Below are 23,987 nucleotides of genomic sequence, written 5' to 3'. Positions count from 1 at the left end.
GGTAGGTCATGTGAATAAACACGCGCTTATGCTTCTTCTGGCAGGTCTGTTGGCGGGGTGTGACAACGCCAGTGCGCCGCTGTCGTTTACGCCAGAGATGGCCAGCTTCTCTAATGAGTTCGATTTTGATCCGCTTCGCGGGCCGGTGAAGGACTTCAGCCAAACACTTTTCAATGACAAAGGGGAAGTGGCGAAGCGCGTCAGCGGCACGCTATCGGCAGAGGGCTGTTTTGATAGCCTGGAAATGCAGGATCTGGAGTCGAACTCCGGCATCGCCCTGGTGCTGGATGCTAACTACTATCTCGATGCCCAGACCCAGCAGAAAAAGCTGCGGTTGCAGGGTAAATGCCAGCTGGCAGAGATGCCTGCGTCGGGCATTTCATGGGATACCGATGACAACGGGTTTATCGTCAGCGCCCACGGCAAAAATATGGAAGTCCGTTATCGCTACGACACCGACGGTTATCCGCTGGGTAAAACCACCGTGGCCGGGGAGCAGCACCTGTCGATTACGGCAACACCGTCTGCCGACAAGCGTAAAAGAATGGACTATACCGCCGTGAGCCTGCTGAACGATAAACCGCTGGGAAATGTGAAGCAGACCTGCCAGTACGACCGGCATAACAACCCGGAGGAGTGCGAGTTGGTGATTGTGGATGCGACCGTGAAGCCTGCGGTTTCGCGCAAGTACACCATCAAAAACAGTATCGAATACTACTAAGCACCGCGCAGCAGGCTGCGCGGTACGGTCGGGCAGAGATCAGGGGGTCATGGTCCGGCCAGTGCGGCGATCCAGGCAGCGCAGGGTGTTCGGCTCCCAGTAGGCGTTGACGTTGGCGCTCTGCTGGCATTTATCCCGCGCATCAAAGGCCACATCCTCTTTATCCCACTCTTTCTCTGCGCGGGTATTCACCTTATGGCGCAGGCTACGGGTGTCGTTCCATTGTTCTTTATCCATGGCGGCATTCTGACGGCTCTGGGCGCTGTCGCCGGATTCAATAATCAGTTTGCTGGTGTTGGCGGATACTGGCGCGACGAAGACCGTAGCCAGCAGGGCAACCAGACAGAGACGTGTGCTCAATTTACGCATAGCAATTTCCTTATGGATGGTGGAAATTCGAATCCCCACCGCAGATTCTATAACAGTCCATGTTAAGGGCAAACCCACATCAGGCATGTGGAAAGGATCCTTTCACATTCGGGTATGATAACGCATCACTCCTCAGACAACGCTAAATATGTTTAAAACAACGCTGCTCTTTTTTGCCACCGCGCTGTGCGAAATTATCGGCTGCTTCCTGCCCTGGCTGTGGCTAAAGAAAGGCGCATCAGTCCTGCTGCTCATTCCTGCGGGCATCGCCCTGGCGCTCTTCGTCTGGTTGCTAACCCTGCATCCTGCAGCCAGCGGGCGCGTCTATGCTGCTTACGGCGGCGTATACGTCTGTACGGCGCTGCTGTGGTTACGGGTGGTGGATGGCGTGAAGTTAAGCCCGTACGACTGGGCCGGTGCAGTGATCGCCTTGTGCGGCATGTTGATTATCGTGGCAGGCTGGCGGCGCGCGTAAGCGCCTCATTGTGTGATCCAGCGAGGGTTTTTTGATCTTCATACTTGTATGGTAGTAGGGTTGTTGCGTAAATTTCCTTCATCACAACGAAAGATGTAAGGAACCGAAATATGAAGATTGTAGGGGCTGAAGTCTTTGTCACCTGCCCAGGGCGCAACTTCGTTACGCTGAAAATCACTACCGACGAAGGGATCGTTGGCCTGGGGGATGCCACTTTAAATGGCCGCGAACTGTCCGTGGCCTCATACCTGAAAGATCATCTCTGCCCGCAGTTGATTGGTCGTGATGCCCACCGCATCGAAGATATCTGGCAGTTCTTCTATAAAGGCGCGTACTGGCGTCGTGGCCCGGTCACCATGTCGGCGATCTCTGCTATCGATATGGCGCTGTGGGACATCAAAGCCAAAGCCGCCAATATGCCGCTGTACCAGCTGCTGGGCGGTGCCTCCCGTGAAGGGGTAATGGTTTACTGCCATACCACCGGCCACACGATTGACGATGTGCTGGAAGATTACGCTCGACATAAAGAGATGGGATTCAAAGCCATCCGCGTTCAGTGCGGTGTGCCGGGAATGAAAACCACTTACGGTATGTCTAAAGGGAAAGGGCTGGCGTATGAACCCGCCACCAAAGGTAACTGGCCGGAAGAACAGCTGTGGTCAACCGAAAAGTACCTCGATTTTACTCCGAAACTGTTTGACGCCGTGCGCAGCAAATATGGCTTCAATGAACACCTGCTGCACGACATGCACCACCGTCTGACGCCCATTGAAGCCGCGCGCTTCGGCAAGAGCATCGAGCAGTACCGCATGTTCTGGATGGAAGATCCGACCCCGGCAGAGAACCAGGAGTGCTTCCGCCTGATCCGCCAGCATACCGTTACGCCGATCGCGGTGGGCGAAGTGTTCAACAGCATCTGGGATTGTAAGCAGCTGATTGAAGAGCAGTTAATAGACTATATCCGCGCCACCATCACCCACGCGGGTGGCATCACCGGGATGCGTCGGATTGCCGATTTTGCCTCGCTCTATCAGGTACGCACCGGTTCGCACGGCCCATCGGATCTGTCGCCGATTTGCCACGCGGCGGCACTGCATTTTGACCTGTGGGTACCAAACTTTGGCGTGCAGGAGTACATGGGCTATTCCGAGCAGATGCTGGAAGTCTTCCACCATAACTGGACGTTTGAAGACGGCTATATGCATCCGGGCGAGAAGCCAGGGCTGGGTATCGACTTTGACGAAAAACTGGCAGCGAAATACCCCTACGATCCAGCCTACCTGCCGGTTGCACGTCTTGAAGATGGCACGCTGTGGAACTGGTAAAGGAGCCGAAAATGAAAAGTATCGTCATTCAACAACCCAATACCCTGGTGATCGAAGATCGCCCGTTACCGACCCCCGCGGCGGGCGAGGTGCGCGTCAAAGTGAAGCTGGCGGGGATTTGCGGTTCCGACAGCCATATCTATCGCGGCCATAACCCCTTCGCCAAATATCCGCGGGTGATCGGCCACGAGTTCTTCGGCGTGATTGATGCCGTCGGCGACGGCGTCGATACCGCTCGCCTGGGGCAGCGCGTTTCGGTGGATCCGGTGATCAGCTGTGGCCACTGCTATCCGTGCTCGGTCGGCAAACCGAACGTCTGTACCTCGCTGGTGGTGCTGGGCGTCCATCGCGACGGCGGCTTCAGTGAGTACGCTGTGGTACCGGCTAAAAATGCCTGGGTTATCCCGGATGCAATCAGCGATAAGCATGCGGTGATGGTGGAGCCGTTCACCATCGCAGCTAACGTCACCGGCCACGCCAGCCCGACGGAACAGGACGTGGCGCTGATTTATGGCGCGGGTCCGATGGGGCTGGTCACCGTTCAGGCGCTGAAAGGCGTTTATAAGGTGAAACAGGTGATTGTGGTCGATCGCATCGACGAGCGCCTGGCAATGGCCGAGCGCAGCGGAGCCGACTGGGTCATCAACAACGGCAGCCAGTCCCTGCCAGCATTGCTGGAAGAGAAGGGCATTAAGCCGACGCTGATTATCGACGCGGCCTGCCATCCGTCCATTCTGCAGGAAGCGGTCACCCTGGCTTCGCCTGCGGCGCGTATTGTGCTGATGGGCTTCTCCAGTGAGCCGAGCCAGATCGTGCAGCAGGGGATTACCGGCAAAGAAATTTCCATTTTCTCGTCCCGTCTTAACGCCAATAAGTTCCCGGTGGTAATCGACTGGCTGACGAAGGGGCTTATCGACCCCGACAAGCTGATTACTCACGCCTTTGAGTATCAACATGTTAAAGACGCCATCGAACTGTTTGAGAAAGACCAGCGGCAGTGCTGCAAGGTGTTGCTGACGTTCTAATTACTATGAATGCGGTTTAGCGGTACGCATCTTACCCTGTTGAGATAGCCATTATGACTCAAGTACAACATGAAAGATCCACATCTGACCTGATCAAAGCCGCGGTATCCGGGTGGCTGGGCACCGCGTTAGAATTCATGGACTTCCAGCTTTACTCGCTGGGCGCAGCCTTAGTCTTTCACGAGATCTTCTTCCCGGAACAGTCGGCGGCGATGGCGCTGATTCTGGCGATGGGGACCTACGGTGCGGGCTATATTGCCCGTATCGTCGGGGCCTTTATCTTCGGCAAAATGGGCGATCGCGTGGGGCGCAAAAAGGTGCTGTTTATCACCATCACCATGATGGGGATCTGTACCACCCTGATTGGTGTACTGCCGACCTATGCGCAAATTGGTATCTTCGCGCCGGTGCTGCTGGTGACGCTGCGTATTATCCAGGGGCTGGGCGCGGGTGCCGAAATCTCCGGCGCGGGCACTATGCTGGCGGAATATGCCCCGAAAGGGAAACGCGGCATTATCTCTTCGCTTGTCGCCATGGGCACCAACTGCGGGACCCTCAGCGCCACGGCGATCTGGGCGGTGATGTTCTTTGCTCTCGACCGTGAAGAGCTGCTGGCCTGGGGGTGGCGTGTGCCATTCCTGGCCAGTGTGGTGGTGATGATCTTTGCCATCTGGCTGCGTATGAATCTTAAAGAGAGTCCGGTGTTTGAGCAGGTCAATGCTGAAGAAGCCCCTGCGCAGGCAGCCGCGCAGGAAAATACCCTGGGAGCGATGGTGAAGAGCAAATCGTTCTGGCTGGCGACAGGCTTGCGTTTCGGCCAGGCGGGTAACTCCGGTCTGATCCAGACGTTCCTTGCGGGCTATCTCGTACAGACGCTGCTGTTCAACAAAGCCATCCCGACGGATGCCCTGATGATCAGCTCCATCCTTGGATTTATTACCATTCCGTTGCTGGGCTGGTTGTCTGATAAATATGGCCGTCGTCTGCCTTATATTTTGCTGAACATTTCCGCCATTATTCTGGCCTATCCGATGCTGTCGCTCATTGTCGATAAATCGAATACACCGGGGGTGATCATGACGTCCATTATCGTGATCCATAACTTTGCCGTACTGGGCTTGTTTGCACTGGAAAATATCACCATGGCCGAAATATTCGGCTCCCGTAACCGCTTCACCCGCATGGCGATATCGAAAGAGGCGGGCGGTCTGGTGGCGGTTGGTTTTGGTCCGGTGCTGGCGGGGATCTTCTGCAACATGACCGGTTCCTGGTGGCCAATTGCGGTGATGGTGGTGGTCTACTCCGTTATCGGCCTGATCTCAGCCCTGCTGATGCCGGAAGTGCGTGACCGTGACCTGAGCATCCTGGGCGATGCCGCAGAAGACAAAGCTGCTGCGCTGGGTATGAACAATAAACATCGCGTTATCTCCTGATATCTGATGACTCTCCTGCCGATGCAGGGGAGTCTTTTTTTATCCCTCTCTGCGTGGTTTACCGCATTGTGATTTACATCGAAAGCTGTCACACAACTTTCAATTTATGTCACACCAGATGGTGAAAAGTTAACGTAAATCAATATCCCGCTGACAACAATCAGTATGGTTAACCACAGAGAATTTTTTATTCCATCTACCATTCTAGTTGGGTTAGTGCGTCGGGTCAGGGGTTAACACCCGCCCGCAACGCCTGCTTAATCACATTGACGAGTGCTAACATGAAAAATCCGTTATTACATGCGCAAGCCACGCTGCCTCACTACAATCGCGATAACCTCAGGTCGCGCATCGTACATCTGGGTTTTGGTGCCTTTCATCGCGCCCATCAGGCGGTGTATGCCGATATGCTGGCAGCAGAGCACGACAGCGACTGGGGATACTGCGAGGTCAACCTGATTGGCGGTGAGCAGCAGATCGCGGATCTCAAGGCGCAGGATAACCTTTACACCGTGGCAGAAATGTCAGCCGATGCCTGGACGGCGCGAGTGGTGGGTGTGGTCAAAAAAGCGCTGCACGCCCAGGTGGATGGGCTGGAAGCGGTACTGGCTGCCATGTGTGAACCGCAGGTGGCGATCGTCTCGTTAACCATCACCGAGAAAGGCTACTGTCACTCGCCCGCCACCGGGGAGTTAATGCTTGATCACCCGTTAATCGCTGCCGATCTGCAACAACCGCATACCCCGGTTTCCGCCGTTGGCGTGGTCGTAGAAGCGCTGGCGCGACGCAAAGCGGCGGGTCTGCCTGCCTTTACGGTAATGTCCTGCGATAACATGCCAGAGAACGGCCATGTGATGCGCAATGTCACCTGTGCCTATGCCCGCGCGGTAGACAGCGAACTGGCTGACTGGATCGACGCTAACGTGACCTTCCCGTCCACCATGGTGGATCGCATTGTGCCTGCCGTCACGGCCGATACTCTGACGAAAATTGAACAAATTACCGGCGTACGCGACCCGGCAGGGGTGGCCTGTGAGCCGTTCCGTCAGTGGGTAATCGAAGATAATTTCGTGGCCGGGCGACCGCAGTGGGAAAAAGCCGGCGCGGAGCTGGTGGCCGATGTGGTGCCTTTCGAAGAGATGAAGCTGCGCATGCTTAATGGCAGCCACTCGTTCCTGGCCTATCTTGGATATCTGGCGGGTTATCAGCACATCAATGACTGCATGGAAGACAGCCATTACCGCGCTGCTGCACATGCCCTGATGCTGAACGAGCAGGCACCGACGTTAAAAGTAAAAGGTGTCGATTTAGCACGTTATGCAGACCTGCTGATTGCGCGTTACAGCAACCCGGCATTGCGCCACCGTACCTGGCAGATTGCTATGGACGGCAGTCAGAAGTTACCGCAGCGTATGCTGGACTCTGTGCGCTGGCATCGTGCGCATCAGCGCAGCTTCCCGTTACTGGCGCTGGGTATTGCGGGTTGGATGCGCTATGTAGGGGGCGTCGATGAACAGGGGACAGCCATTGACGTCTGCGATCCGCTGCTGTCAGCGATTCAGGAAGCGGTGAAGAGCAGTGCCGAAGGAGAGAGCCGGGTCAACGCGCTGCTGGGCATTGAAGCGATCTTTGGTAATGAGTTACCGCTGGACGGGGTCTTTATCGACGCGGTGATGAGCGCGTATCTCACTCTGCTGGAGAAAGGAGCGAAAGCCACGGTCGCGCAATACGCTGCGGCAATCTGACGCCATTCCATGCCGCCGTTCGCGGCGGCATGACGCTGCACGAATTAGTGCATCCCCAGACGGATCAGTTCAACCGGTTCGAAGCGGCCTTCATAGCCTTCTACTTCTACCGTTTTACTGCGACGTAATTGCGCGGCACTCAGCCCTTCGCCGTGAATGGCGCTGATTTTGCCTGTGTTGCCAGTGCTGCTAATCATTACACGGCTGCCGGTGGTAATAGCATTACGGTTACGGTCGTAAGTCATCATAATAATTTCTCCTTTCTAACAAACCGAAGCGACATGTAATTTCCTGCCGCTCACGGGGGCCTATTAATACGCCTGTTGGCTGCTGCTGTTTTTGTTTTCGATCAATATCACACTTTTTACAGGGGCTATGAATAAGCGCAGCCGGACAGTTCTTTACGTATATTGATAGTTACATACTGAAATCGTTTAAGGTTGGTTTGATATTGCCCTGTCATCCTGAAGTCCTCAGGAAAAGAATTTATCGTTATTAAGGAGAAGGGCGTATGTATAAGAAAATATTAATGCCAGTTGATGTCTTTGAAATGGAGTTAAGCGATAAAGCGGTACGGCATGCCAGTTTCCTTGCCCGTGCGGATAACGCCAGCATCACGCTGCTCAACGTTCTGCCCGTCAACAGTAGGGCCATGCTGCGCGGTTTTTCTGCTGATATTAAAAAGTTTGAAACCTATATGGCCGCAGAGTCAGAGAAAAAGCTCAGGGATTTAAAACGTTTATTTGATATTGACCCGGCACATATTCATACAGAAGTGCGCTTCGGTAGCGTTCGCGATGAAATAATAGCGATGAGTGCCGAAGGGGAATATGACGTCATCGTCATCGGCTCAAAAAAACCGGGGATTACGACCCATCTGCTGGGTTCAAATGCAGAATCGGTATTACGCTACGCCAAATTACCGGTTCTTGTCGTACGATAATAACGCGCTGCATCCCGACCCGGGTCGGGATGCGCAATCATTACTCTTCGCTGAACCAGTCGCTGTTTTCCTGACGAATTAACTGCACCGACTCGCCAATTTCCTGCAGATGCAGGGTCATCGCTTTTTCCACCCCATCAGCGTCGCGTTTTTCCAGCGCGCTGAAAATATCATGATGCTGACGCAGCAACATTTCAGGTGGCGAGACATGGTTAAGGCTCATATAGCGCACCCGGTCTATGGTGGCCTTGATATTTTCGATGGTATCCCAGGCCAACTGGCAGTCGGCAATTTGCGCCAGCTTCTGGTGAAACTCGTCATCCAGCTGGAAAAAATCATTCAGCTGTTTACGTTCAATGGCGATGCGCTGCTGATGCAGGTTTTGCTCAATCAGGTAGCACTGATGATCGTCGATAAGACTCGCCGCCCGCCGCACCACTGCGCACTCAATAGCCTGACGCACAAAACAGCCATTACGCACCTGAGTAAGGGAGATTTTATTGACGTAACTGCCGCGCTGAGGGCGGATCTGAATCAGGCCGTTTTCAGCCAGCTTAATAAAGGCTTCGCGAACCGGCTGGCGGGAGACATCAAAGCGGACCGACACCTCTTTTTCAGAGAGCGGCGTTCCCGGCGGGATCAAACAATGCACAATGTCGCTGCGCAAAATTCGGTAAATCTGCTGATTAACAGGTTGGGTAGGATTAAGTTGCGATTCAGCGGCCATTGGTTGTGATTTCTCAGAAAATTAACCGATAAATACTACCATTCTTTTGTCGGGCATCCCAGACCTGGCCCGCAGACCAGGTCTGGAAAAATCATCCGCGATGGACGCTCAGACCGGCAAAGCTCTGGCTGACCGGCATCATTTCAACGGTGTTAATGTTGACGTGCTTCGGCAGGGTCGCCACCCACCAGACGGCTTCGGTGACATCATCCGGCGTCAGGGCAGTGGTGTTTTCGTAGGTTTTACCGGCTTTGTCATCATCGCCTTTGAAGCGCACGTTGGAGAACTCGGTCCCACCAACCAGACCTGGCTCGATATCCGTTACGCGGATAGCGGTACCGTGCAGATCGGTGCGCAGGTTCAGGCTGAACTGACGCACAAACGCTTTGGTCGCGCCATAGACATTGCCGCCCGCGTAAGGCCAGCTTCCCGCAGTGGAGCCAATGTTGATCACATGGCCGCGGTTGCGCTCGACCATACCTGGCAGCACAGCGCGGGTCATATAGACCAGGCCTTTGTTGTTGGTGTCGATCATCGTTTCCCAGTCTTCAACGCTGGCTTTGTGCGCAGGCTCCAGCCCCAGCGCCAGCCCGGCATTGTTGACCAGCACGTCGATGTCGCGCCATTCCGCCGGCAGGTTAGCGATCATCTCTTCAATGGAGGCGCGGTTACGCACGTCCAGCTGCGCGGTCAGAATGCTGTCGCCAAGTTCCTCTTTCAGCTCTTGCAGACGCTCCTGACGACGGCCGGTGGCAATCACCTTATGGCCGTTGGCGACGAAGCGACGCGTAATGCTTTCACCAAAACCTGCTGTCGCCCCGGTAACTAAAATTATCATGTCACTGTTCCTCAACGCTTTTTGTGTAGTACTACCATAGCATGTGATCTGGCGCAGAGTAAGGCCACTTTTTGCTCCGTCGGGTGACAACGATTGCAGCGACTGCCGGGCTGGCCTACTCTGGTGAGATTCATCATATTCAGGAGTCTGATATGTCTGGCACTAACCCCTTTTTCGCAAACAGCCTGCTACCGTACCAGGCGCCGCATTTTGATCTGATTGACGATAGTCACTATCGCCCGGCCTTTGACGAAGCCATTCGCCAGAAACGCGACGAGATCGCAGCCATCGCCGGGTCCGCAGCAGCGCCTGACTTTAACAATACCGTGCTGGCGCTGGAGCACAGCGGCGGCCTGCTGGGCCGGGTGAGCAATGTTTTCTTTGCCATGACCTCGGCGCACACCAATGATCATTTGCAGCAGCTGGAAGAGGCGATCGCCACCGAGCTGGCGGCGCTGGCCAATGATATCTGGCTGAATGACGCCCTCTTTGCCCGGGTGGATGCAGTCTACCAGGCGCGGCAGACGATGGCGCCAGACGCGGAGTCTCTTCGCCTGATCGAGGAGCTGCACCAGCGCTTTATCCTCGCCGGTGCCCGGCTGGGAGAGGCGGAAAAACAGGCCCTGAAGGCGATCAATACCGAGTCGGCGACGCTCACCAGCCAGTTTAACCAGCGTCTGCTGGCCGCCGATAAAGCGGGTGGGCTGGTGGTGGATTATCCTCATCAGCTTGATGGCCTGAGCAAGGCCGAACTGGATGCGGCTGCCGGGGCGGCGGCGGATAAGGGGTTGAGCGATCGCTGGTTGATCCCGCTGCTCAACACCACCCAGCAACCGGCCCTGCAACAGCTGCGAGACCGCCAGACCCGGGAAAATCTGTTCAAAGCAGGCTGGCTGCGTACGCAAAAAAATGATGCCAACGACACGCGCGAGCTGGTTCGTCGTCTGGTTGCGCTGCGGGCGCGTCAGGCTGAGCTGTTGGGCTTCGACAGCTACGCCAGCTGGAAAATTGCCGATCAGATGGCAAAAACCCCTGACGCCGCGCTGGCATTTATGCGCGGTATCGTCCCGGCCGCACGTGGTCGTGCACTGCTGGAACAGGCCGATATCCAGAAGGTGATTGATGACGAGCAGGGCCGCTTTGACGTGCAGGCCTGGGACTGGTTGTTTTACGCTGAACGTGTGCGGCTGGCGAAGTACGCCCTGGATGAATCACAGGTTAAACCCTATTTTGCCCTTAACCGGGTGCTGACCGACGGCGTATTCTGGGCGGCGACCCAACTGTTCGGCATTACCTTCGCAGAGCGCAATGATATCCCGGTTTATCATCCTGACGTGCGGGTCTGGGAGATCTTTGACCAGAACGGCGAAGGGATGGCGCTGTTTTACGGTGACTTCTTCGCCCGCGACTCAAAAGGCGGCGGGGCGTGGATGGGTAACTTTGTCGAACAGTCCCATGAATTCGGGACGCGTCCGGTGATTTATAACGTCTGTAACTATCAAAAACCGGCGGAAGGCCAACCCGCGCTGATCTCCTGGGATGATGTGATCACTCTGTTCCACGAGTTTGGTCACACCCTGCACGGGCTGTTTGCCAGCCAGCGTTACGCTACGCTCTCTGGCACCAACACACCGCGCGATTTTGTGGAGTTCCCGTCGCAAATCAACGAGCACTGGGCCAGCCATCCGCAGGTCTTCGCTCACTATGCGCGCCACTATGAAACCGGGGAGCCGATGCCCGACGCGTTGCGCGAGAAAATGCTCAGTGCCACCCAGTTCAATAAAGGCTATGACATGACCGAACTGCTCAGCGCCGCGCTGCTGGATATGAACTGGCATGGGTTAAGTGCCAGCGAAGCGCCAGACGATGTGGAGGCATTTGAAGTCGCCGCGCTGGAGCGTGAGCAATTGCATCTCCCCGCCGTACCGCCGCGCTATCGCAGCTCCTACTTTGCCCATATCTTCGGCGGCGGCTATGCGGCAGGTTATTACGCCTATCTCTGGACGCAAATGCTGGCCGATGACGGCTATCAGTGGTTTGTGGAGCAGGGCGGGCTGAACCGCGAAAACGGGCAGAAATTCCGCGAGGCGATTTTGTCCCGCGGGAATAGCACGGATTTAGCGGAACTTTATCGGGCATGGCGCGGACACGATCCGCAGATTGAGCCGATGCTGGTGAATCGCGGGTTAACTGCGTAGAGCTTTTTCAGGCTGGAAGCAAAGCCGGGCGCAATGCCCGGTTTTTTGTACTCAAAATTCTTTATTGCGGTGAAATTGGTCATCACTGCGAAGCCGACCCCCTGGCTAAAACGCCCTTATCTCTCTTTTTGAGACTCCATCTCCGCAAAGAGGGTACCGACCATAAAGTCTATGAACACACGTATTTTAGGCGAAAGGTATTTACTGGATGGCCAGAGCAGCCTGAACGTGCCCTGATGATCAATATATTTATCCAGTACGCGTAACAGTTCGCCTGTAGCCACGGCCTGACGCACCATGAAGTCAGGCAGGCACGCAATACCCAGACCTGCCGTCGCGACATCCAACAAGGCTGCCGAGGTGTTACATACCATCGTTGTGGGGAGTTTCAGCTCCTCAGCGTCAGGTCCACACGTCAGAGGCCAGGGCTCCAGCCTGCCGGTGCTCGGAAATCGGTGATGCAGGCAGGCATGATGGGATAGCTCTGCAGGAAGCTCTGGCACTCCATGGCGTTTAAGATAGTCCGGGGAGGCGACCAGCTGCAGCCGGTAGCTGCCCAGCGGACGGGACATGAGGCGTGAATCCGTAGGTTCGCCGGTGCGCATCACCACATCAAAACCTTCTTCTATCACATCCACCATGCGATCTGAAAAATCAACATCCAGCTCAACCTCAGGATAACGAAGCATAAAGGCGGTTAGCGCTGGCATCACCAGCGGGCCAACGAGAGGCAGGCTGATGCGCAGACGCCCGCTGGGCATCTGTTGAGTTTCAGACAGCTCCAGCTCGGCGGCTTCAACTTCACTCAGGATCCGGCGGCAACGCTCAAGAAACAGCGTCCCTTCAGCGGTCAAGGTGATGCTGCGCGTGCTGCGATGAAAAAGGCGAACGCCCAGACGTTCTTCCAGCCGGGATATGCTTTTGCCTACTGCTGATGAAGATACACCAAGGCTGCGTCCGGCCCCGGAAAAACTGCGGGCTTCTGCTGCCTGCACGAAAAATGCGATGCCGTTAAGGGATTCCATTGCTTACCATTTAAGAATATTTGTCCGATATGTCATGAACATTAGCATTATTGTCTTGCTCAGGTAACGCCTTCACTATGACCGGAACCAATAAATACGTGTCTGTTGCAGGCACAGGCATCCGCTTCTCACATTTGATAAGGCATATTTATGACAAATATTACCGCCGCACCCGGGCAAATTACGCAGAGCGCCCCTCTACCGGTCGCTTCACTCCTGGCGCTGGCGCTGGCGGGTTTTATTACCATTTTGACGGAGACTCTGCCGGCAGGATTGCTGCCGCAGATTAGCGCTGGCATGAATATTTCAGGCGCAATGGCGGGGCAGTTCGTCACGCTTTACGCTGTCGGATCGCTGGTTGCTGCCATTCCCCTGATCACAGCGACACAGGGCGTACGCCGACGCCCGTTATTACTGTTGGCCCTGGCCGGGTTTGTTGTGACTAACACCGTCACTGCGTTCTCCCTTAACTATGTCATGACGATGATTGCGCGGTTTATGGCGGGGGTTTCAGCGGGGCTTGTGTGGGCGCTACTGGCGGGCTATGCAGCGCGCATGGTGCCGGTTGAGCAGAAAGGACGGGCTATTGCCATTGCGATGGTCGGTACGCCGCTAGCTCTGTCGCTTGGTGTACCCGCCGGAACGTTCCTCGGTGGCCTGGTCGGATGGCGCATGTGTTTCGGTATTATCAGTGTGATGGCTATAACGCTGATGGTATGGGTGCGCTTCCTGGTGCCTGACTTCCCGGGGCTGGTAGCGGGTAAGCGCCTGCCGCTGGGACAGGTGTTCAGGCTTGCAGGTGTCCGCCCGGTGTTGTTTGTCGTGCTGACTTTTGTGATGGCGCATAACATCTTATACACCTATATCGCGCCATTTCTGGCATCCGCAGGGATGGCCGAACGAACGGACCTGATACTTCTGGTATTTGGCGTTGCTTCGTTGCTGGGCATCTGGGTTATCGGCGTATTCGTTGACAGATGTTTGCGTACCTTGGCGCTCATCAGCACGGCACTGTTCGCTCTGTCTGCGCTGGTACTGTGGGTCATGGGTGATATCCCCGCTGCTGTCTACACGGCAGTCGCTGTCTGGGGGCTTTCCTTTGGTGGCGCAGCAACGTTATTCCAGACCGCCATTGCCAGGACCGCTGGCGACGCTGCTGACGTGGCACAGTCAATGCTGGTCACGGCCTGGAATCTGGCGATTGCCGGTGGCGGATTTTTCGGTGGCTTACTGCTGGGATCGTTAAGCGTCAGCGCATTTTCACCTGCAGTTGTCATGTTGCTCCTCCTGGCGCTGGCCGTTATCTGGGCGGCCAGGCAGAAAGGATTTCCGACGGAATCGGCTTAACAGGCAATAAAACGCCTTCTATGCATTAAACCTGAAGGCGTTATTTCGCAGCACTCACGTCTGTTTGTGGCATTTATCAGAGGATATTGCTTCATCTGTAAAAAACGTGTAACCCGCTTTTTGTGACAAATACGACATTTCTGCCATGCTTAAACATCTGAGATATCAATCTCATGAATAGCATCGAATGGAGGATTTTAATGATTCGCGGTATAGAACACATTGGCATTACGGTTACCGATCTTGGTCAAGCTGAAGCATTTTTCTGTCAGGCGCTGGGTGCCTCAGTCCTTTATCGTTTGGTGGCATCTGACAATCCGGATCAGACCATCAGAGGTGATAAAATGTCCCCTCTGAATGGTTTCCCCGCGGAAATGAACCTCACAGGATTAGCCATGTTACGTCTGGCTAACGGCTGCAACGTTGAACTCTTTCAGACCTCTCCCGCTGTTCAGGACCATCCCGCCAGTCCTGGCCAGCCGGGAATTAATCATTTCTCGCTTTATACAGATGATATCCATAAGACGGCTGCCGACATGCGTTTACACGGAGCAAAGATGTTTGATGGGCCGTCAGACTGTTTCGCCCAGGAAGAGGGTGAAGGTAACCAGACGTGGTTTGGCATGACGCCGTTTGGCGTATTAATTGAATTAATATCCCTTCCAGCCGGTGTTCACTACGATGAAGGGGCTACAGAACGTCGTTGGATACCGAAGGGCTGATTTAACGGAGCCACACCTGTTTATGTGTAGCGGTTTGAAAGCTGGATGCTGATGCTGCTTCAATATTGAAACCACAGATAAGATGAATCCTTATCGATAAGTAATTTGCTGGCAACGACATCATCAAAGGGAGAGGCTTTGACATCGTTGCCACTCCAGCAATCATAGATTTTTCACTTAACGGATGTTTTTCATTAATATCTTGCGCAATAACCTGAAGAGAATATTAACCCTTCAAATAATTACTCCATGCTAATTCAATTTTCCGCATATACGTAAAGTGCGCGGGTTAGTTGCGATACCGTGGGTGCGGTATAGCGATCAGTAAGGCCTGACCGCTCAGCAGGGCGTACCGGTGCTGACACGCTGCGCAGGGCGTCAGCAGAACGAATGGCGGTGGAATTTTATATTATTAATAAAAGGGTAAATTAAATGTATCTTTTAGAATCCGGCCCACGTAGAGTGCCTGGGTAGTGAATCCCCCTAAGCGGTGGGGCGGCCAGGCAAAAGCAGTCGGGTTTTTTGAACGCGGTTCTGTGGTCTGGCACAGAGTCACCGGGAGGCACCCGGCACTACAATGCCATCACAATAGTGTTCTTAGGCTGCCATTGGGTGGCCTTTTTACCCTGCGTCAGAGCTGAAAATGACGCGGCGTCAATTACACAATCCGCTTGGCTTCTTAAGTGGTCCGCATTCTCCGAAATCCAGCAGGACGTATCCTTTTGACTTCATACAGTCCTCTACTTTATTCGTTCTGGTAATGAGCTGGTCTATTGTCTCGCCAGGTTGCAGGGCGTTACGACGAAATTTTTCATCCCATGAATTAAGCGACAATTTTTTATTAACGCCACACTCGTAGAGATCGTTTCGGCGTTTCTGAACATTGGTGTGTCCCATGGTCTCTGGTTTCTGGAACGTCTGAATATAGGGGAAGGAGGTGTAATTTGTTGAGTCCATATCGGCGACTACACAACCGGTTAACCCCATACAACAGACCAGACTGAGGTTTCGTATCCCGCGCATTATTTAATTTCTCCATCTTAATGTATTCAACATCTCGTGGCCCGGTTTTCCTGGGAGTCTCTCTTTATAGCACACCGCATGCTGGCCCTGGCGTCACAATGAGTCCGGCGGGTATCAATATTTGAAGGATAATTGCGCTTGTTCACAATCGGTGATTGAACCGATGCCGGTAATCGCGGGTTAGACGTAGGAGTTTTTCAGGCTGGAAACAGAATCGGTCGAGATATCGATTTTCTCTTCCCAGACACCCAGGGAAAGTTCAGAAGGAGTGAAGGTGATTATTTTGCCAGCATAAGGATAAGCGTAATGAAGAATATTCAGACAGGGTAAGAATGTCAGCAGGATTAAATCCTGCTGACTGCGTCTTTATTTGGCGCAATAAACGCGCGCTTCACGCGGCGTATAAATACCAAAAGTAAGAACGCCCAGCAGGCCATTCACAAAAGTCTGCTGTACTTCAGTGCGAACGACTTTGTCTGCGCTACCGCACACCTGCGCTGCATCGATTTGTTTGGATTGCCCAATTCCGCTAACAAAGAAATGGTGTGTTGTGACTTTCTGTGGCTCGAATGCAGTCCCTTTGTTTACCGAAAAGGATTGCTGCGCACAGCCGGAAACCGCACCCGCAATCAGCGCTACCATAATTAACTTTTTCATAAATGACCTTATTGTTTGTATGATTCATAAAAATGATGACACGATTGAAGAACGCGACATATTAGACCAGTAGCGGGGCGGTATAATAAGCAAACTATAACCAACAAAATACCCGGTAGTTGTTCGTCATAATCCGGGCTTATCATTCTGTGATCATCTGACTCACCAAAAAAGCATATTGTAGATAGCATTCTAAAATGTTATTTAAACGTTACCTTTTTGAATTTTTAGAGCGCCCCGGATGTTGGAAGATTTCACATTTATCGAAACCCCTCCTTCAGCTGAAGATTTTTGCCGTTTGCGCACCCTCGCCGGACTTTCACCCCGAAATCTGGACGCCGCAAAAAAAGGACTCCCCGCGAGCTGCTACGCGGTGCATATCCTTCACAAGGGGATACCCGTAGGGATGGGAAGAGTGGTTGGCGATGGCGCACTGAATTTTGAGGTTGTGGATATCGCGGTCGATCCGAATTTTCAGGGCAAGGGCTTAGGCAGAGCCATCATGGAACACATCATGGACTGGCTGAGCAAGAATGCCTGGGACGGCACCTATATTTCTCTGGTGGCGGATGTCCCTGCACTCTATGAAAAGTTCGGCTTTCAATATGTTTCACCTGCCTGCGAAGGTATGGCGATCAGCTGGAATAAAACGAGCGTCAACGATCCCGCTCAGTCAGGGAATAAATGAAGATTGCTCTTTCAACATCCAGACCACTGCCGGACAAGAAACATTAATGGACAGGACACGATAATGGATTTTTCCCCTTTACTGCATGCGTTAGCTGCAATGACGATCCAGTGCCTCTGCGGCCTGCGATGGGGCAGATGGGGCATCGGCGGAGCATTGGGTTCGCTGTGGTGTATCGCCCGGGAACAGACGCAGGCTGAATACCGCTGGATCGCGATGTTCGGCCAGGGTAAGCGCGCCAACATGCCGTGGTGGGGCGGATTTGACTGGCAGGTGTGGAATGTGGCGAGCCTGCTCGACTGGTTGGTGCCGGTTGTGGCCTGTACTGCCGTCTGGCTTGTTGCGCGCTATCGCTCATCTTCAAACAGCACAAACACCGTTTAACCTTCATTTATCTTGCGCATGCTAACCTGGTCAGGATCCGCAGCCCGGTATGGAATGCCGGGTCCGTAGATTTCAAAATACAAATCTATCCATGCAAGCATTTACCGCCAGTCTCTGGCGGTTTTTTTTTGCCATGCTGACCAACATGAATTTTTTTCAACACCCATGAATTTTTCTCGTTTGCCGGAAGGCGGCTGCTGTGACATCTTTTGGACATATAGCCATCCAGAAGTCTAAATGTTCAAATAATGAATTATCACTGTCGGCAATTACCTGGCGGCAGTTAAAGGAGATAAGCATGCAGCGACAACACGCCCCGAACCGTGCCGATGTGGTAGGCAGTTTCTTACGTCCCGACGCCATCAAAGAGGCGCGAGTAAAATTCGCCAGCGGTGAGATCGACGCGCAGCAGCTGCGAGCGGTAGAAGATGACGCGATTCGCCATGTGGTAGAGCAGCAGTGCGCCTGCGGCCTGCAAGTGGTTACCGATGGCGAGTTCCGTCGTGCCTGGTGGCATTTTGATTTCTTCGACGGCCTGCAGGGTGTGGAGCGTTACGACTCGAACCAGGGCATTCAGTTCAACGGCGTGCAGACCAAAGCCCACGGAGTGCGCGTTACGGGCAAGCTGGGGTTCGGCAGCCATCCGATGCTGGAGGACTTCCGCTATCTGCAGAGCGTCAGTGGCAACGCCCAGCCAAAGATGACCATCCCCAGCCCGAGCGTGCTGCATTTCCGTGGCGGCCGCAAAGATATCGACGCCACCGTCTACCCGGATCTGGATGTCTATTTTGACGACCTGGCGCAAACCTGGCGCGATGCCATTCACGCTTTCTATGCGGCGGGCTGTCGCAACCTGCAGCTGGACGACACCGTCTGGGCCTACCTCTGCTCCGACGATCAGCGCCGCCAGATCCGCGAGCGTGGCGATGACCCGGACCAGCTGGCGCGTACTTATGCCCGGGTGCTGAACAAGGCGCTGGAAGGCAAGCCGGAGGATCTGACCATCGGTCTGCATGTCTGTCGCGGTAATTTCCGCTCGACCTGGATCTCCGAGGGGGGATACGAACCGGTAGCTGAAATCCTGTTTGGCACCGTCAATGTCGATGCCTTCTTCCTGGAGTACGACAACGATCGCAGTGGCGACTTTGCCCCGTTACGTTTTGTGCGTCCAGGCAAACAACAGGTGGTGTTGGGGCTGATCACCACTAAAAGCGGCGAGCTGGAGAACCCGGAAGGGGTGAAAGCGCGTCTCGAAGAGGCGGCAAAATATGTAGCGAAAAGCCAGATCTGCCTCAGCCCGCAGTGCGGCTTTGCCTCTACCGAAGAGGGCAACGCCCTGACCGAAGCCCAGCAGTGGGACAAGGTTCGCCTGGTCACTCAAATCGCCAGCGAAGTCTGGTAATTGCTTATCCACAGCGTTGCATTAATAAAGTGCAACGCTGTGCCATTCTGATCCGTTCCTGCCTTTAAAACCCTCTCCAGCCCCCTGATCTCACTGATTTTTCGTTCTGGCATCCTTTTTGCTCTCTCTAATCCTGATTGCTTTTTCTGCGTCCACGCCGTAACGGACGATTTCGCACAGCTTTCTTTCAGGAGTGAAAATCATGCATCGTCGTACCTTGTTAAAAGCGTTTGCTTTATCGGCCTCTGTGGTGGCCATGGGGATGAGTTTCAGCGTGCAGGCAGCCGACACCATCAAGATTGGCATCATGCATTCGCTCTCCGGCACGATGGCCATTTCTGAAACGCCGCTGAAAGACGTGGCGCTGATGACCATCGACGAGATCAACGCCAAAGGCGGCGTGCTGGGCAAAAAACTGGAGCCGGTGGTGGTGGATCCCGCCTCTAACTGGCCGCTGTTTGCCGAGAAGGCCCGTCAGCTGTTAAGCCAGGATAAGGTGGCCGCAGTCTTCGGCTGCTGGACCTCGGTCTCCCGCAAATCGGTCCTGCCGGTATTCGAGGAGCTGAACGGCCTGCTGTTCTACCCGGTGCAGTACGAGGGCGAAGAGATGTCGCCGAACGTCTTCTACACCGGCGCCGCACCTAACCAGCAGGCTATTCCGGCGGTGGAATACCTGATGAGCGAAGATGGCGGGGCGGCGAAGCGCTTCTTCCTGCTGGGCACAGACTACGTTTACCCGCGCACCACCAACAAAATTCTGCGCGCTTTCCTGCATTCCAAAGGCGTTCAGGATAAAGACATCGAAGAGGTCTACACCCCGTTCGGCCACAGCGATTACCAGACCATCGTCGCCAGCATCAAGAAATTCTCTGCCGGAGGCAAAACCGCGGTGGTCTCCACCATCAACGGTGACTCCAACGTTCCGTTCTATAAAGAACTGGCTAACCAGGGCGTAAAAGCCACCGACGTGCCGGTCGTTGCTTTCTCGGTCGGGGAAGAGGAGTTGCGCGGCATCGATACCAAACCGCTGGTGGGCAATCTGGCAGCGTGGAACTACTTCGAATCGGTGGATAACCCGGCCAACCAGGCCTTCGTCGCAGCCTATAAAAACTGGGCCAAAGCGCAGAAGCTGCCAAACGCCGGAACGGTGGTGACCAACGATCCGATGGAAGCCACCTACGTGGGGATCCACATGTGGGCACAGGCGGTGGAAAAAGCTGGCACGACCGACGTGGATAAAGTGCGCGCCGCGATGGCGGGTCAGTCCTTTAAAGCGCCATCGGGCTTCACCCTGACCATGGATGCTACCAACCACCACCTGCATAAGCCCGTGATGATTGGCGAAATCGAAGGCAACGGCCAGTTCAACGTGGTGTGGCAGACCGAAGCGCCAGTGCGTGCCCAGCCGTGGAGTCCGTTTATCGCCGGGAATGATAAAAAGCCCGACACCCCGATCAAAACGGCCAGTAACTGATCCTGATCCGAAAGAGGTAAAGCCATGAACGTCATGCGCATGATCTTCGCTCTCGTATGGCTTGCCGGACTGCTGCCAGGGATGGCGCAGGCAACGGACGCCGATAACTTTGTCGCTGCCAGCCGCAGCCAGCAGGCAGCCATGCTGGAGCAGTGGGCCGCCGCGCCCGAGCCAGCCCGGCTGGCGCTGCTGCGCGCATTGCAGCAGGAAAATGTCTTTGTCGATACCAATAAACACGCCTTTACCCGCGAAAGCGGCGAGTTAACTGCGCTCGGTGAGGCCGCGCAACCGCAAGGGGCCACCAAAGCCGTGCGGCTTACCAACCGCCTGCGGGTACTGGCCGCCACGGCGCTCGCCACTCATCAGCTGACAGGTGACAGTGTCACCGAAAGGCTGGCCGCTGCCCGGCAGCTCCAGCGCGACCCGCAACCGCAGATGCTCCCTTTTTTGCAGCGTCAACTCGCAAGCGAACGCGACGAGGCGGTGCGTCAGGTACTGGCCCTCGCCGTTGCCAGCCTGCAACTGACCAGCACCCAGCCAGCGGTACGCCAGCAGGCGGTCACGCTGCTGGGCGAATCGAGCGACCCGGAAGTGCAGGCCCGGCTGCTGCCTTATACCCAGGCGCAGACCGAGCCGGATGCTGGGGTGCGTGAGGCCGCCGCCGCAAGCCTGCGTCAGATCCAGCACCGTCAGACCATCAGCGATCTGCTCGGTCAGGCATTTATGGGGCTGTCCCTCGGCTCCATTCTGCTGCTGGCCGCCCTCGGGCTGGCGATCACCTACGGCTTGCTGGGGGTGATCAATATGGCGCATGGGGAAATGCTGATGCTCGGCGCCTACGCTACCTGGATGGTGCAGCAGGCGATGGCGCAGTTTACGCCGCAGTGGCTCGCCTTCTATCCGCTGGTGGCGCTGCCGGTGGCGTTCGGACTCACCGCTGCGGTGGGGATGGCGCTGGAGCGCACCGTGATCCGCCACCTGTACGGTCGTCCCCTGGAAACCCTGCTCGCCACCTGGGGGATCAGCCTGATGCTGATCCAGCTGGTTCGCATGATTTTTGGCGCGCAAAACCTCGAAGTCGCGAACCCGGCGTGGCTCTCCGGCGGCGTGCAGGTCTACGCCAGCCTGATCCTGCCGTGGAACCGGCTGGTGGTGTTGGGCTTTGTGCTGCTGGTGCTGTTTTTCACCTGGCTTATCCTCAACAAAACCCGGCTGGGGCTGAACGTGCGGGCGGTAACGCAAAACCGCAGCATGGCGGCCTGCTGCGGGGTGCCTACCGGGCGCGTTGATATGCTGGCCTTTGGGCTGGGATCCGGCATTGCCGGGCTTGGCGGGGTGGCGCTGTCGCAGCTGGGCAACGTCGGGCCGGAGCTGGGCCAGGGCTATATCATCGACTCCTTCCTGGTGGTGGTTCTCGGCGGTGTCGGGCAACTGGCTGGCAGCGTGGCGGCGGCCTTCGGGCTGGGGATTTTCAATAAGATCCTCGAACCGCAGATGGGTGCCGTTCTCGGCAAAATCGTGATCCTGGTGGCGATTATCCTGTTTATTCAGAAGCGTCCGCAGGGGTTGTTTGCACTGAAAGGGAGGGTAATCGACTGATGAGCCAGCCACTGACCTTAACCCTGGCGCGGAAAGCGCCACGCAGCGTACCGATACTGCTCGGCCTGATCCTCGCCGCACTGCTGGTACTGCCGTTTCTTGCGCTGCTGCCTGCGACGCATCCGCTGGCGGTCTCCACCTGGATGCTGACGCTGGTCGGCAAAATCCTCTGCTATGCCATTGTTGCCGTGGCGCTGGATCTGGTGTGGGGTTACGCCGGCATGCTGTCGCTGGGCCACGGCCTGTTTTTCGCCCTCGGCGGCTACGCGATGGGGATGTACCTGATGCGCCAGGCCGCGGGCGACGGCCTCCCGGCCTTTATGTCCTTTCTCTCCTGGAGCGAATTGCCCTGGTTCTGGTGGGGCACACAGCATTTTGCCTGGGCGCTGGTGCTGATTGTGCTGGTCCCCGGGCTGCTGGCGCTGCTGTTCGGCTGGTTTGCCTTCCGCTCAAAAATTAAAGGGGTCTACTTTTCGATCATGACCCAGGCGCTGACCTTTGCCGGGATGCTGCTGTTCTTCCGCAATGAGACCGGCTTCGGCGGCAACAACGGCTTTACCGGCTTCACCACGCTGCTGGGCTTTTCGGTTACCGCCACCTCCACGCGCATAGCCCTGTTTCTGGCCACCGTACTGTTGCTGGCGGCGTCGCTGGCGGTGGGATACGCCCTGGCAAAAAGTAAGTTTGGCCGCATCCTGACGGCAGTGCGCGACGCGGAAAACCGGCTCACCTTCTGCGGCTACGATCCACGTGGTTTTAAACTGCTGGTCTGGACGCTCTCGGCGGTGTTGTGCGGGCTGGCGGGTGCGCTGTACGTTCCGCAGGTCGGGATCATCAACCCCGGCGAGATGTCGCCGACCAACTCCATCGAAGCAGCAATCTGGGTGGCGCTGGGTGGCCGCGGCACGCTGATCGGCCCGGTGATAGGCGCCGCGCTGGTCAACGGCGCAAAAAGCGTGTTCACCGTGGCGATGCCGGAGTACTGGCAGCTGTTTCTTGGGCTGATCTTTATTGCCGTCACGCTGTTTTTACCCCGCGGCGTAATGGGTCTGTTTCGCAAGGGAGACCAGTAATGAGCGATCAACTCTTTACCCGTCAGTTGCCCGGGGATCGCTATCGCGATCGGACCGACCCGGTGTTGCAGCTGGAGAACATCAACGTCAGCTTTGACGGCTTTAAAGCGCTTACCGATCTGTCGCTCAATATTGGCGTCGGCGAGCTGCGCTGCGTGATTGGCCCGAACGGCGCGGGCAAAACCACGCTGATGGATGTTATCACCGGGAAAACACGTCCCCAGAGCGGGCGAGCGCTGTACGACCAGTCAACGGATCTCACCACCCTCGATCCGATCGCCATTGCCCGCCAGGGTATTGGTCGCAAGTTTCAGAAGCCGACGGTGTTTGAAGCTTTGACGGTGTGGGAAAACCTTGAGCTGGCGATGAAAGGGGATAAATCCGTGTGGGCCAGCCTGCGCGCCCGGCTGAACAGCGAGCAGGAAGACAGGATCCACGAGATGCTGAGCCTGCTTCGCCTCGGTGCCGAGCGTCATCGCCGGGCGGGCCTGCTCTCCCACGGACAGAAGCAGTTTCTTGAGATCGGCATGCTGCTGGTGCAGGAGCCGCATCTGTTGCTGCTGGATGAACCGGCCGCCGGAATGACCGACGCCGAAACCGAGTACACCGCCGAGCTGTTTCGCACCCTGGCGGGCAAACACTCGCTGATGGTGGTGGAGCATGACATGGGCTTTGTCGAAACCATCGCCGATCACGTCACCGTCCTGCATCAGGGCCGGGTGCTGGCAGAGGGCTCGCTGCGCGACGTGCAGGCCAACGAGCAGGTGATTGAAGTCTATCTCGGACGCTAAGGA

23 protein-coding genes are annotated in these 23,987 nt (G+C 55.6%); 17 read left to right on the top strand and 6 right to left on the bottom strand.

What is annotated here, in order from left to right:
* The first annotated feature begins 10 nt into the window (after positions 1-10).
* Positions 11-721, top strand: a complete 711-nt coding sequence (locus ABIE02_RS00610; protein ID WP_081921635.1) for a YnfC family lipoprotein — start codon at positions 11-13, stop codon at positions 719-721.
* Between the two features lie 39 nt (positions 722-760).
* Here ABIE02_RS00610 and ABIE02_RS00605 read toward each other — a convergent pair whose 3' ends face one another.
* A complete protein-coding gene (locus tag ABIE02_RS00605; RefSeq protein ID WP_059307997.1) occupies positions 761-1,090 on the bottom strand; it encodes a DUF1283 family protein in 330 nt (109 codons plus the stop codon).
* 148 nt (positions 1,091-1,238) lie between these two features.
* On the opposite strand from ABIE02_RS00605, the gene ABIE02_RS00600 reads away from it, so the two are divergent.
* The 5 genes from ABIE02_RS00600 (at position 1,239) to ABIE02_RS00580 (ending at position 7,093) form a co-directional block, all read left to right on the top strand.
* Positions 1,239-1,565 carry a YnfA family protein gene (locus ABIE02_RS00600; protein WP_336994632.1) on the top strand — a complete coding sequence of 109 codons (327 nt, stop codon included), beginning with the start codon at positions 1,239-1,241 and terminating at the stop codon, positions 1,563-1,565.
* 110 nt (positions 1,566-1,675) lie between these two features.
* Positions 1,676-2,890, top strand: a complete 1,215-nt coding sequence (gene manD, locus ABIE02_RS00595) for a D-mannonate dehydratase ManD (protein ID WP_032617959.1) — start codon at positions 1,676-1,678, stop codon at positions 2,888-2,890.
* Positions 2,891-2,901: 11 nt separating this feature from the next.
* Positions 2,902-3,915 (top strand): Zn-dependent oxidoreductase, encoded by a 1,014-nt coding sequence (locus ABIE02_RS00590; RefSeq protein WP_117386567.1) that lies wholly within the window; start codon positions 2,902-2,904, stop codon positions 3,913-3,915.
* Positions 3,916-3,968: 53 nt separating this feature from the next.
* Positions 3,969-5,348 carry an MFS transporter gene (locus ABIE02_RS00585; RefSeq protein ID WP_059307995.1) on the top strand — a complete coding sequence of 460 codons (1,380 nt, stop codon included), beginning with the start codon at positions 3,969-3,971 and terminating at the stop codon, positions 5,346-5,348.
* 281 nt (positions 5,349-5,629) lie between these two features.
* Complete coding sequence (locus ABIE02_RS00580; RefSeq protein WP_336994631.1) at positions 5,630-7,093, top strand: mannitol dehydrogenase family protein; 1,464 nt, start codon at positions 5,630-5,632, stop codon at positions 7,091-7,093.
* A 44-nt stretch (positions 7,094-7,137) separates the two neighbouring features.
* On the opposite strand, the gene ydfZ is transcribed toward ABIE02_RS00580, so the two are convergent.
* Positions 7,138-7,341: a putative selenium delivery protein YdfZ gene (ydfZ, locus tag ABIE02_RS00575; RefSeq protein WP_032618022.1), complete on the bottom strand. Its 204-nt coding sequence runs from the start codon at positions 7,339-7,341 to the stop codon at positions 7,138-7,140.
* Positions 7,342-7,604: 263 nt separating this feature from the next.
* Here ydfZ and ABIE02_RS00570 point away from each other — a divergent pair, with 263 nt between their 5' ends.
* On the top strand, positions 7,605-8,036 hold the full coding sequence (locus ABIE02_RS00570) for a universal stress protein (protein WP_032618023.1): 432 nt from the start codon (positions 7,605-7,607) through the stop codon (positions 8,034-8,036).
* Between the two features lie 40 nt (positions 8,037-8,076).
* Here the strand turns inward: ABIE02_RS00570 and ABIE02_RS00565 are convergent, their stop codons facing one another.
* Both ABIE02_RS00565 and ydfG read right to left on the bottom strand, forming a co-directional pair.
* Positions 8,077-8,763 carry a GntR family transcriptional regulator gene (locus ABIE02_RS00565; RefSeq protein WP_032618024.1) on the bottom strand — a complete coding sequence of 229 codons (687 nt, stop codon included), beginning with the start codon at positions 8,761-8,763 and terminating at the stop codon, positions 8,077-8,079.
* 91 nt (positions 8,764-8,854) lie between these two features.
* Positions 8,855-9,601, bottom strand: a complete 747-nt coding sequence (gene ydfG, locus ABIE02_RS00560; RefSeq protein ID WP_032618025.1) for a bifunctional NADP-dependent 3-hydroxy acid dehydrogenase/3-hydroxypropionate dehydrogenase YdfG — start codon at positions 9,599-9,601, stop codon at positions 8,855-8,857.
* Between the two features lie 152 nt (positions 9,602-9,753).
* On the opposite strand from ydfG, the gene dcp reads away from it, so the two are divergent.
* Positions 9,754-11,799: a peptidyl-dipeptidase Dcp gene (dcp, locus tag ABIE02_RS00555; protein WP_336994630.1), complete on the top strand. Its 2,046-nt coding sequence runs from the start codon at positions 9,754-9,756 to the stop codon at positions 11,797-11,799.
* A 116-nt stretch (positions 11,800-11,915) separates the two neighbouring features.
* Here dcp and ABIE02_RS00550 read toward each other — a convergent pair whose 3' ends face one another.
* Positions 11,916-12,824, bottom strand: a complete 909-nt coding sequence (locus tag ABIE02_RS00550) for a LysR family transcriptional regulator (protein WP_164540307.1) — start codon at positions 12,822-12,824, stop codon at positions 11,916-11,918.
* Positions 12,825-12,974: 150 nt separating this feature from the next.
* Between ABIE02_RS00550 and ABIE02_RS00545 the strand changes: the two genes are divergently transcribed.
* Entirely contained in the window at positions 12,975-14,171 is a 1,197-nt protein-coding gene (locus tag ABIE02_RS00545; RefSeq protein ID WP_032618028.1) for an MFS transporter, read from the top strand.
* A gap of 173 nt (positions 14,172-14,344) precedes the next feature.
* Complete coding sequence (locus tag ABIE02_RS00540; protein WP_336994629.1) at positions 14,345-14,893, top strand: VOC family protein; 549 nt, start codon at positions 14,345-14,347, stop codon at positions 14,891-14,893.
* A 1,389-nt stretch (positions 14,894-16,282) separates the two neighbouring features.
* Here the strand turns inward: ABIE02_RS00540 and ABIE02_RS00535 are convergent.
* Positions 16,283-16,573 (bottom strand): Bor family protein, encoded by a 291-nt coding sequence (locus ABIE02_RS00535; RefSeq protein WP_032618031.1) that lies wholly within the window; start codon positions 16,571-16,573, stop codon positions 16,283-16,285.
* A 241-nt stretch (positions 16,574-16,814) separates the two neighbouring features.
* Here ABIE02_RS00535 and ABIE02_RS00530 point away from each other — a divergent pair, with 241 nt between their 5' ends.
* The 7 genes from ABIE02_RS00530 (at position 16,815) to urtD (ending at position 23,984) form a co-directional block, all read left to right on the top strand.
* Positions 16,815-17,261, top strand: a complete 447-nt coding sequence (locus ABIE02_RS00530; protein ID WP_336994628.1) for a GNAT family N-acetyltransferase — start codon at positions 16,815-16,817, stop codon at positions 17,259-17,261.
* Between the two features lie 63 nt (positions 17,262-17,324).
* A complete protein-coding gene (locus tag ABIE02_RS00525; protein WP_336994627.1) occupies positions 17,325-17,645 on the top strand; it encodes a hypothetical protein in 321 nt (106 codons plus the stop codon).
* 298 nt (positions 17,646-17,943) lie between these two features.
* A complete protein-coding gene (locus ABIE02_RS00520; RefSeq protein ID WP_163603368.1) occupies positions 17,944-19,047 on the top strand; it encodes a cobalamin-independent methionine synthase II family protein in 1,104 nt (367 codons plus the stop codon).
* A 202-nt stretch (positions 19,048-19,249) separates the two neighbouring features.
* Entirely contained in the window at positions 19,250-20,521 is a 1,272-nt protein-coding gene (gene urtA / locus ABIE02_RS00515; RefSeq protein ID WP_077227520.1) for an urea ABC transporter substrate-binding protein, read from the top strand.
* A gap of 24 nt (positions 20,522-20,545) precedes the next feature.
* Positions 20,546-22,120, top strand: coding sequence for an urea ABC transporter permease subunit UrtB (urtB, locus tag ABIE02_RS00510; RefSeq protein ID WP_059307986.1), 1,575 nt, complete (start codon positions 20,546-20,548; stop codon positions 22,118-22,120).
* Entirely contained in the window at positions 22,120-23,193 is a 1,074-nt protein-coding gene (gene urtC / locus ABIE02_RS00505; RefSeq protein ID WP_077227521.1) for an urea ABC transporter permease subunit UrtC, read from the top strand. Before urtB ends, urtC begins: the two co-directional genes overlap by 1 nt.
* Positions 23,193-23,984, top strand: coding sequence for an urea ABC transporter ATP-binding protein UrtD (urtD, locus tag ABIE02_RS00500; RefSeq protein WP_077227522.1), 792 nt, complete (start codon positions 23,193-23,195; stop codon positions 23,982-23,984). Before urtC ends, urtD begins: the two co-directional genes overlap by 1 nt.
* Positions 23,985-23,987: the final 3 nt, after the last annotated feature.

Source organism: Leclercia sp. 1548, assembly GCF_050435045.1.
Lineage (GTDB): Bacteria > Pseudomonadota > Gammaproteobacteria > Enterobacterales > Enterobacteriaceae > Enterobacter > Enterobacter adecarboxylatus.
The sequence above is the reverse complement of the archived record's forward strand: the minus strand, read 5'-3'. Positions and strand labels throughout refer to the sequence as shown.

Bases quoted from the DNA above. Each gene is read 5' to 3' on its own strand.
- ABIE02_RS00605 (WP_059307997.1), bottom strand. From the start codon at position 1,090: ATGCGTAAATTGAGCACACGTCTCTGTCTGGTTGCCCTGCTGGCTACG.
- ABIE02_RS00600 (WP_336994632.1), top strand. From the start codon at position 1,239: ATGTTTAAAACAACGCTGCTCTTTTTTGCCACCGCGCTGTGCGAAATT.
- manD (WP_032617959.1), top strand. From the start codon at position 1,676: ATGAAGATTGTAGGGGCTGAAGTCTTTGTCACCTGCCCAGGGCGCAAC.
- ABIE02_RS00590 (WP_117386567.1), top strand. From the start codon at position 2,902: ATGAAAAGTATCGTCATTCAACAACCCAATACCCTGGTGATCGAAGAT.
- ABIE02_RS00585 (WP_059307995.1), top strand. From the start codon at position 3,969: ATGACTCAAGTACAACATGAAAGATCCACATCTGACCTGATCAAAGCC.
- ABIE02_RS00580 (WP_336994631.1), top strand. From the start codon at position 5,630: ATGAAAAATCCGTTATTACATGCGCAAGCCACGCTGCCTCACTACAAT.
- ydfZ (WP_032618022.1), bottom strand. From the start codon at position 7,341: ATGATGACTTACGACCGTAACCGTAATGCTATTACCACCGGCAGCCGT.
- ABIE02_RS00570 (WP_032618023.1), top strand. From the start codon at position 7,605: ATGTATAAGAAAATATTAATGCCAGTTGATGTCTTTGAAATGGAGTTA.
- ABIE02_RS00565 (WP_032618024.1), bottom strand. From the start codon at position 8,763: ATGGCCGCTGAATCGCAACTTAATCCTACCCAACCTGTTAATCAGCAG.
- ydfG (WP_032618025.1), bottom strand. From the start codon at position 9,601: ATGATAATTTTAGTTACCGGGGCGACAGCAGGTTTTGGTGAAAGCATT.
- dcp (WP_336994630.1), top strand. From the start codon at position 9,754: ATGTCTGGCACTAACCCCTTTTTCGCAAACAGCCTGCTACCGTACCAG.
- ABIE02_RS00550 (WP_164540307.1), bottom strand. From the start codon at position 12,824: ATGGAATCCCTTAACGGCATCGCATTTTTCGTGCAGGCAGCAGAAGCC.
- ABIE02_RS00545 (WP_032618028.1), top strand. From the start codon at position 12,975: ATGACAAATATTACCGCCGCACCCGGGCAAATTACGCAGAGCGCCCCT.
- ABIE02_RS00540 (WP_336994629.1), top strand. From the start codon at position 14,345: ATGAATAGCATCGAATGGAGGATTTTAATGATTCGCGGTATAGAACAC.
- ABIE02_RS00535 (WP_032618031.1), bottom strand. From the start codon at position 16,573: ATGAAAAAGTTAATTATGGTAGCGCTGATTGCGGGTGCGGTTTCCGGC.
- ABIE02_RS00530 (WP_336994628.1), top strand. From the start codon at position 16,815: ATGTTGGAAGATTTCACATTTATCGAAACCCCTCCTTCAGCTGAAGAT.
- ABIE02_RS00525 (WP_336994627.1), top strand. From the start codon at position 17,325: ATGGATTTTTCCCCTTTACTGCATGCGTTAGCTGCAATGACGATCCAG.
- ABIE02_RS00520 (WP_163603368.1), top strand. From the start codon at position 17,944: ATGCAGCGACAACACGCCCCGAACCGTGCCGATGTGGTAGGCAGTTTC.
- urtA (WP_077227520.1), top strand. From the start codon at position 19,250: ATGCATCGTCGTACCTTGTTAAAAGCGTTTGCTTTATCGGCCTCTGTG.
- urtB (WP_059307986.1), top strand. From the start codon at position 20,546: ATGAACGTCATGCGCATGATCTTCGCTCTCGTATGGCTTGCCGGACTG.
- urtC (WP_077227521.1), top strand. From the start codon at position 22,120: ATGAGCCAGCCACTGACCTTAACCCTGGCGCGGAAAGCGCCACGCAGC.
- urtD (WP_077227522.1), top strand. From the start codon at position 23,193: ATGAGCGATCAACTCTTTACCCGTCAGTTGCCCGGGGATCGCTATCGC.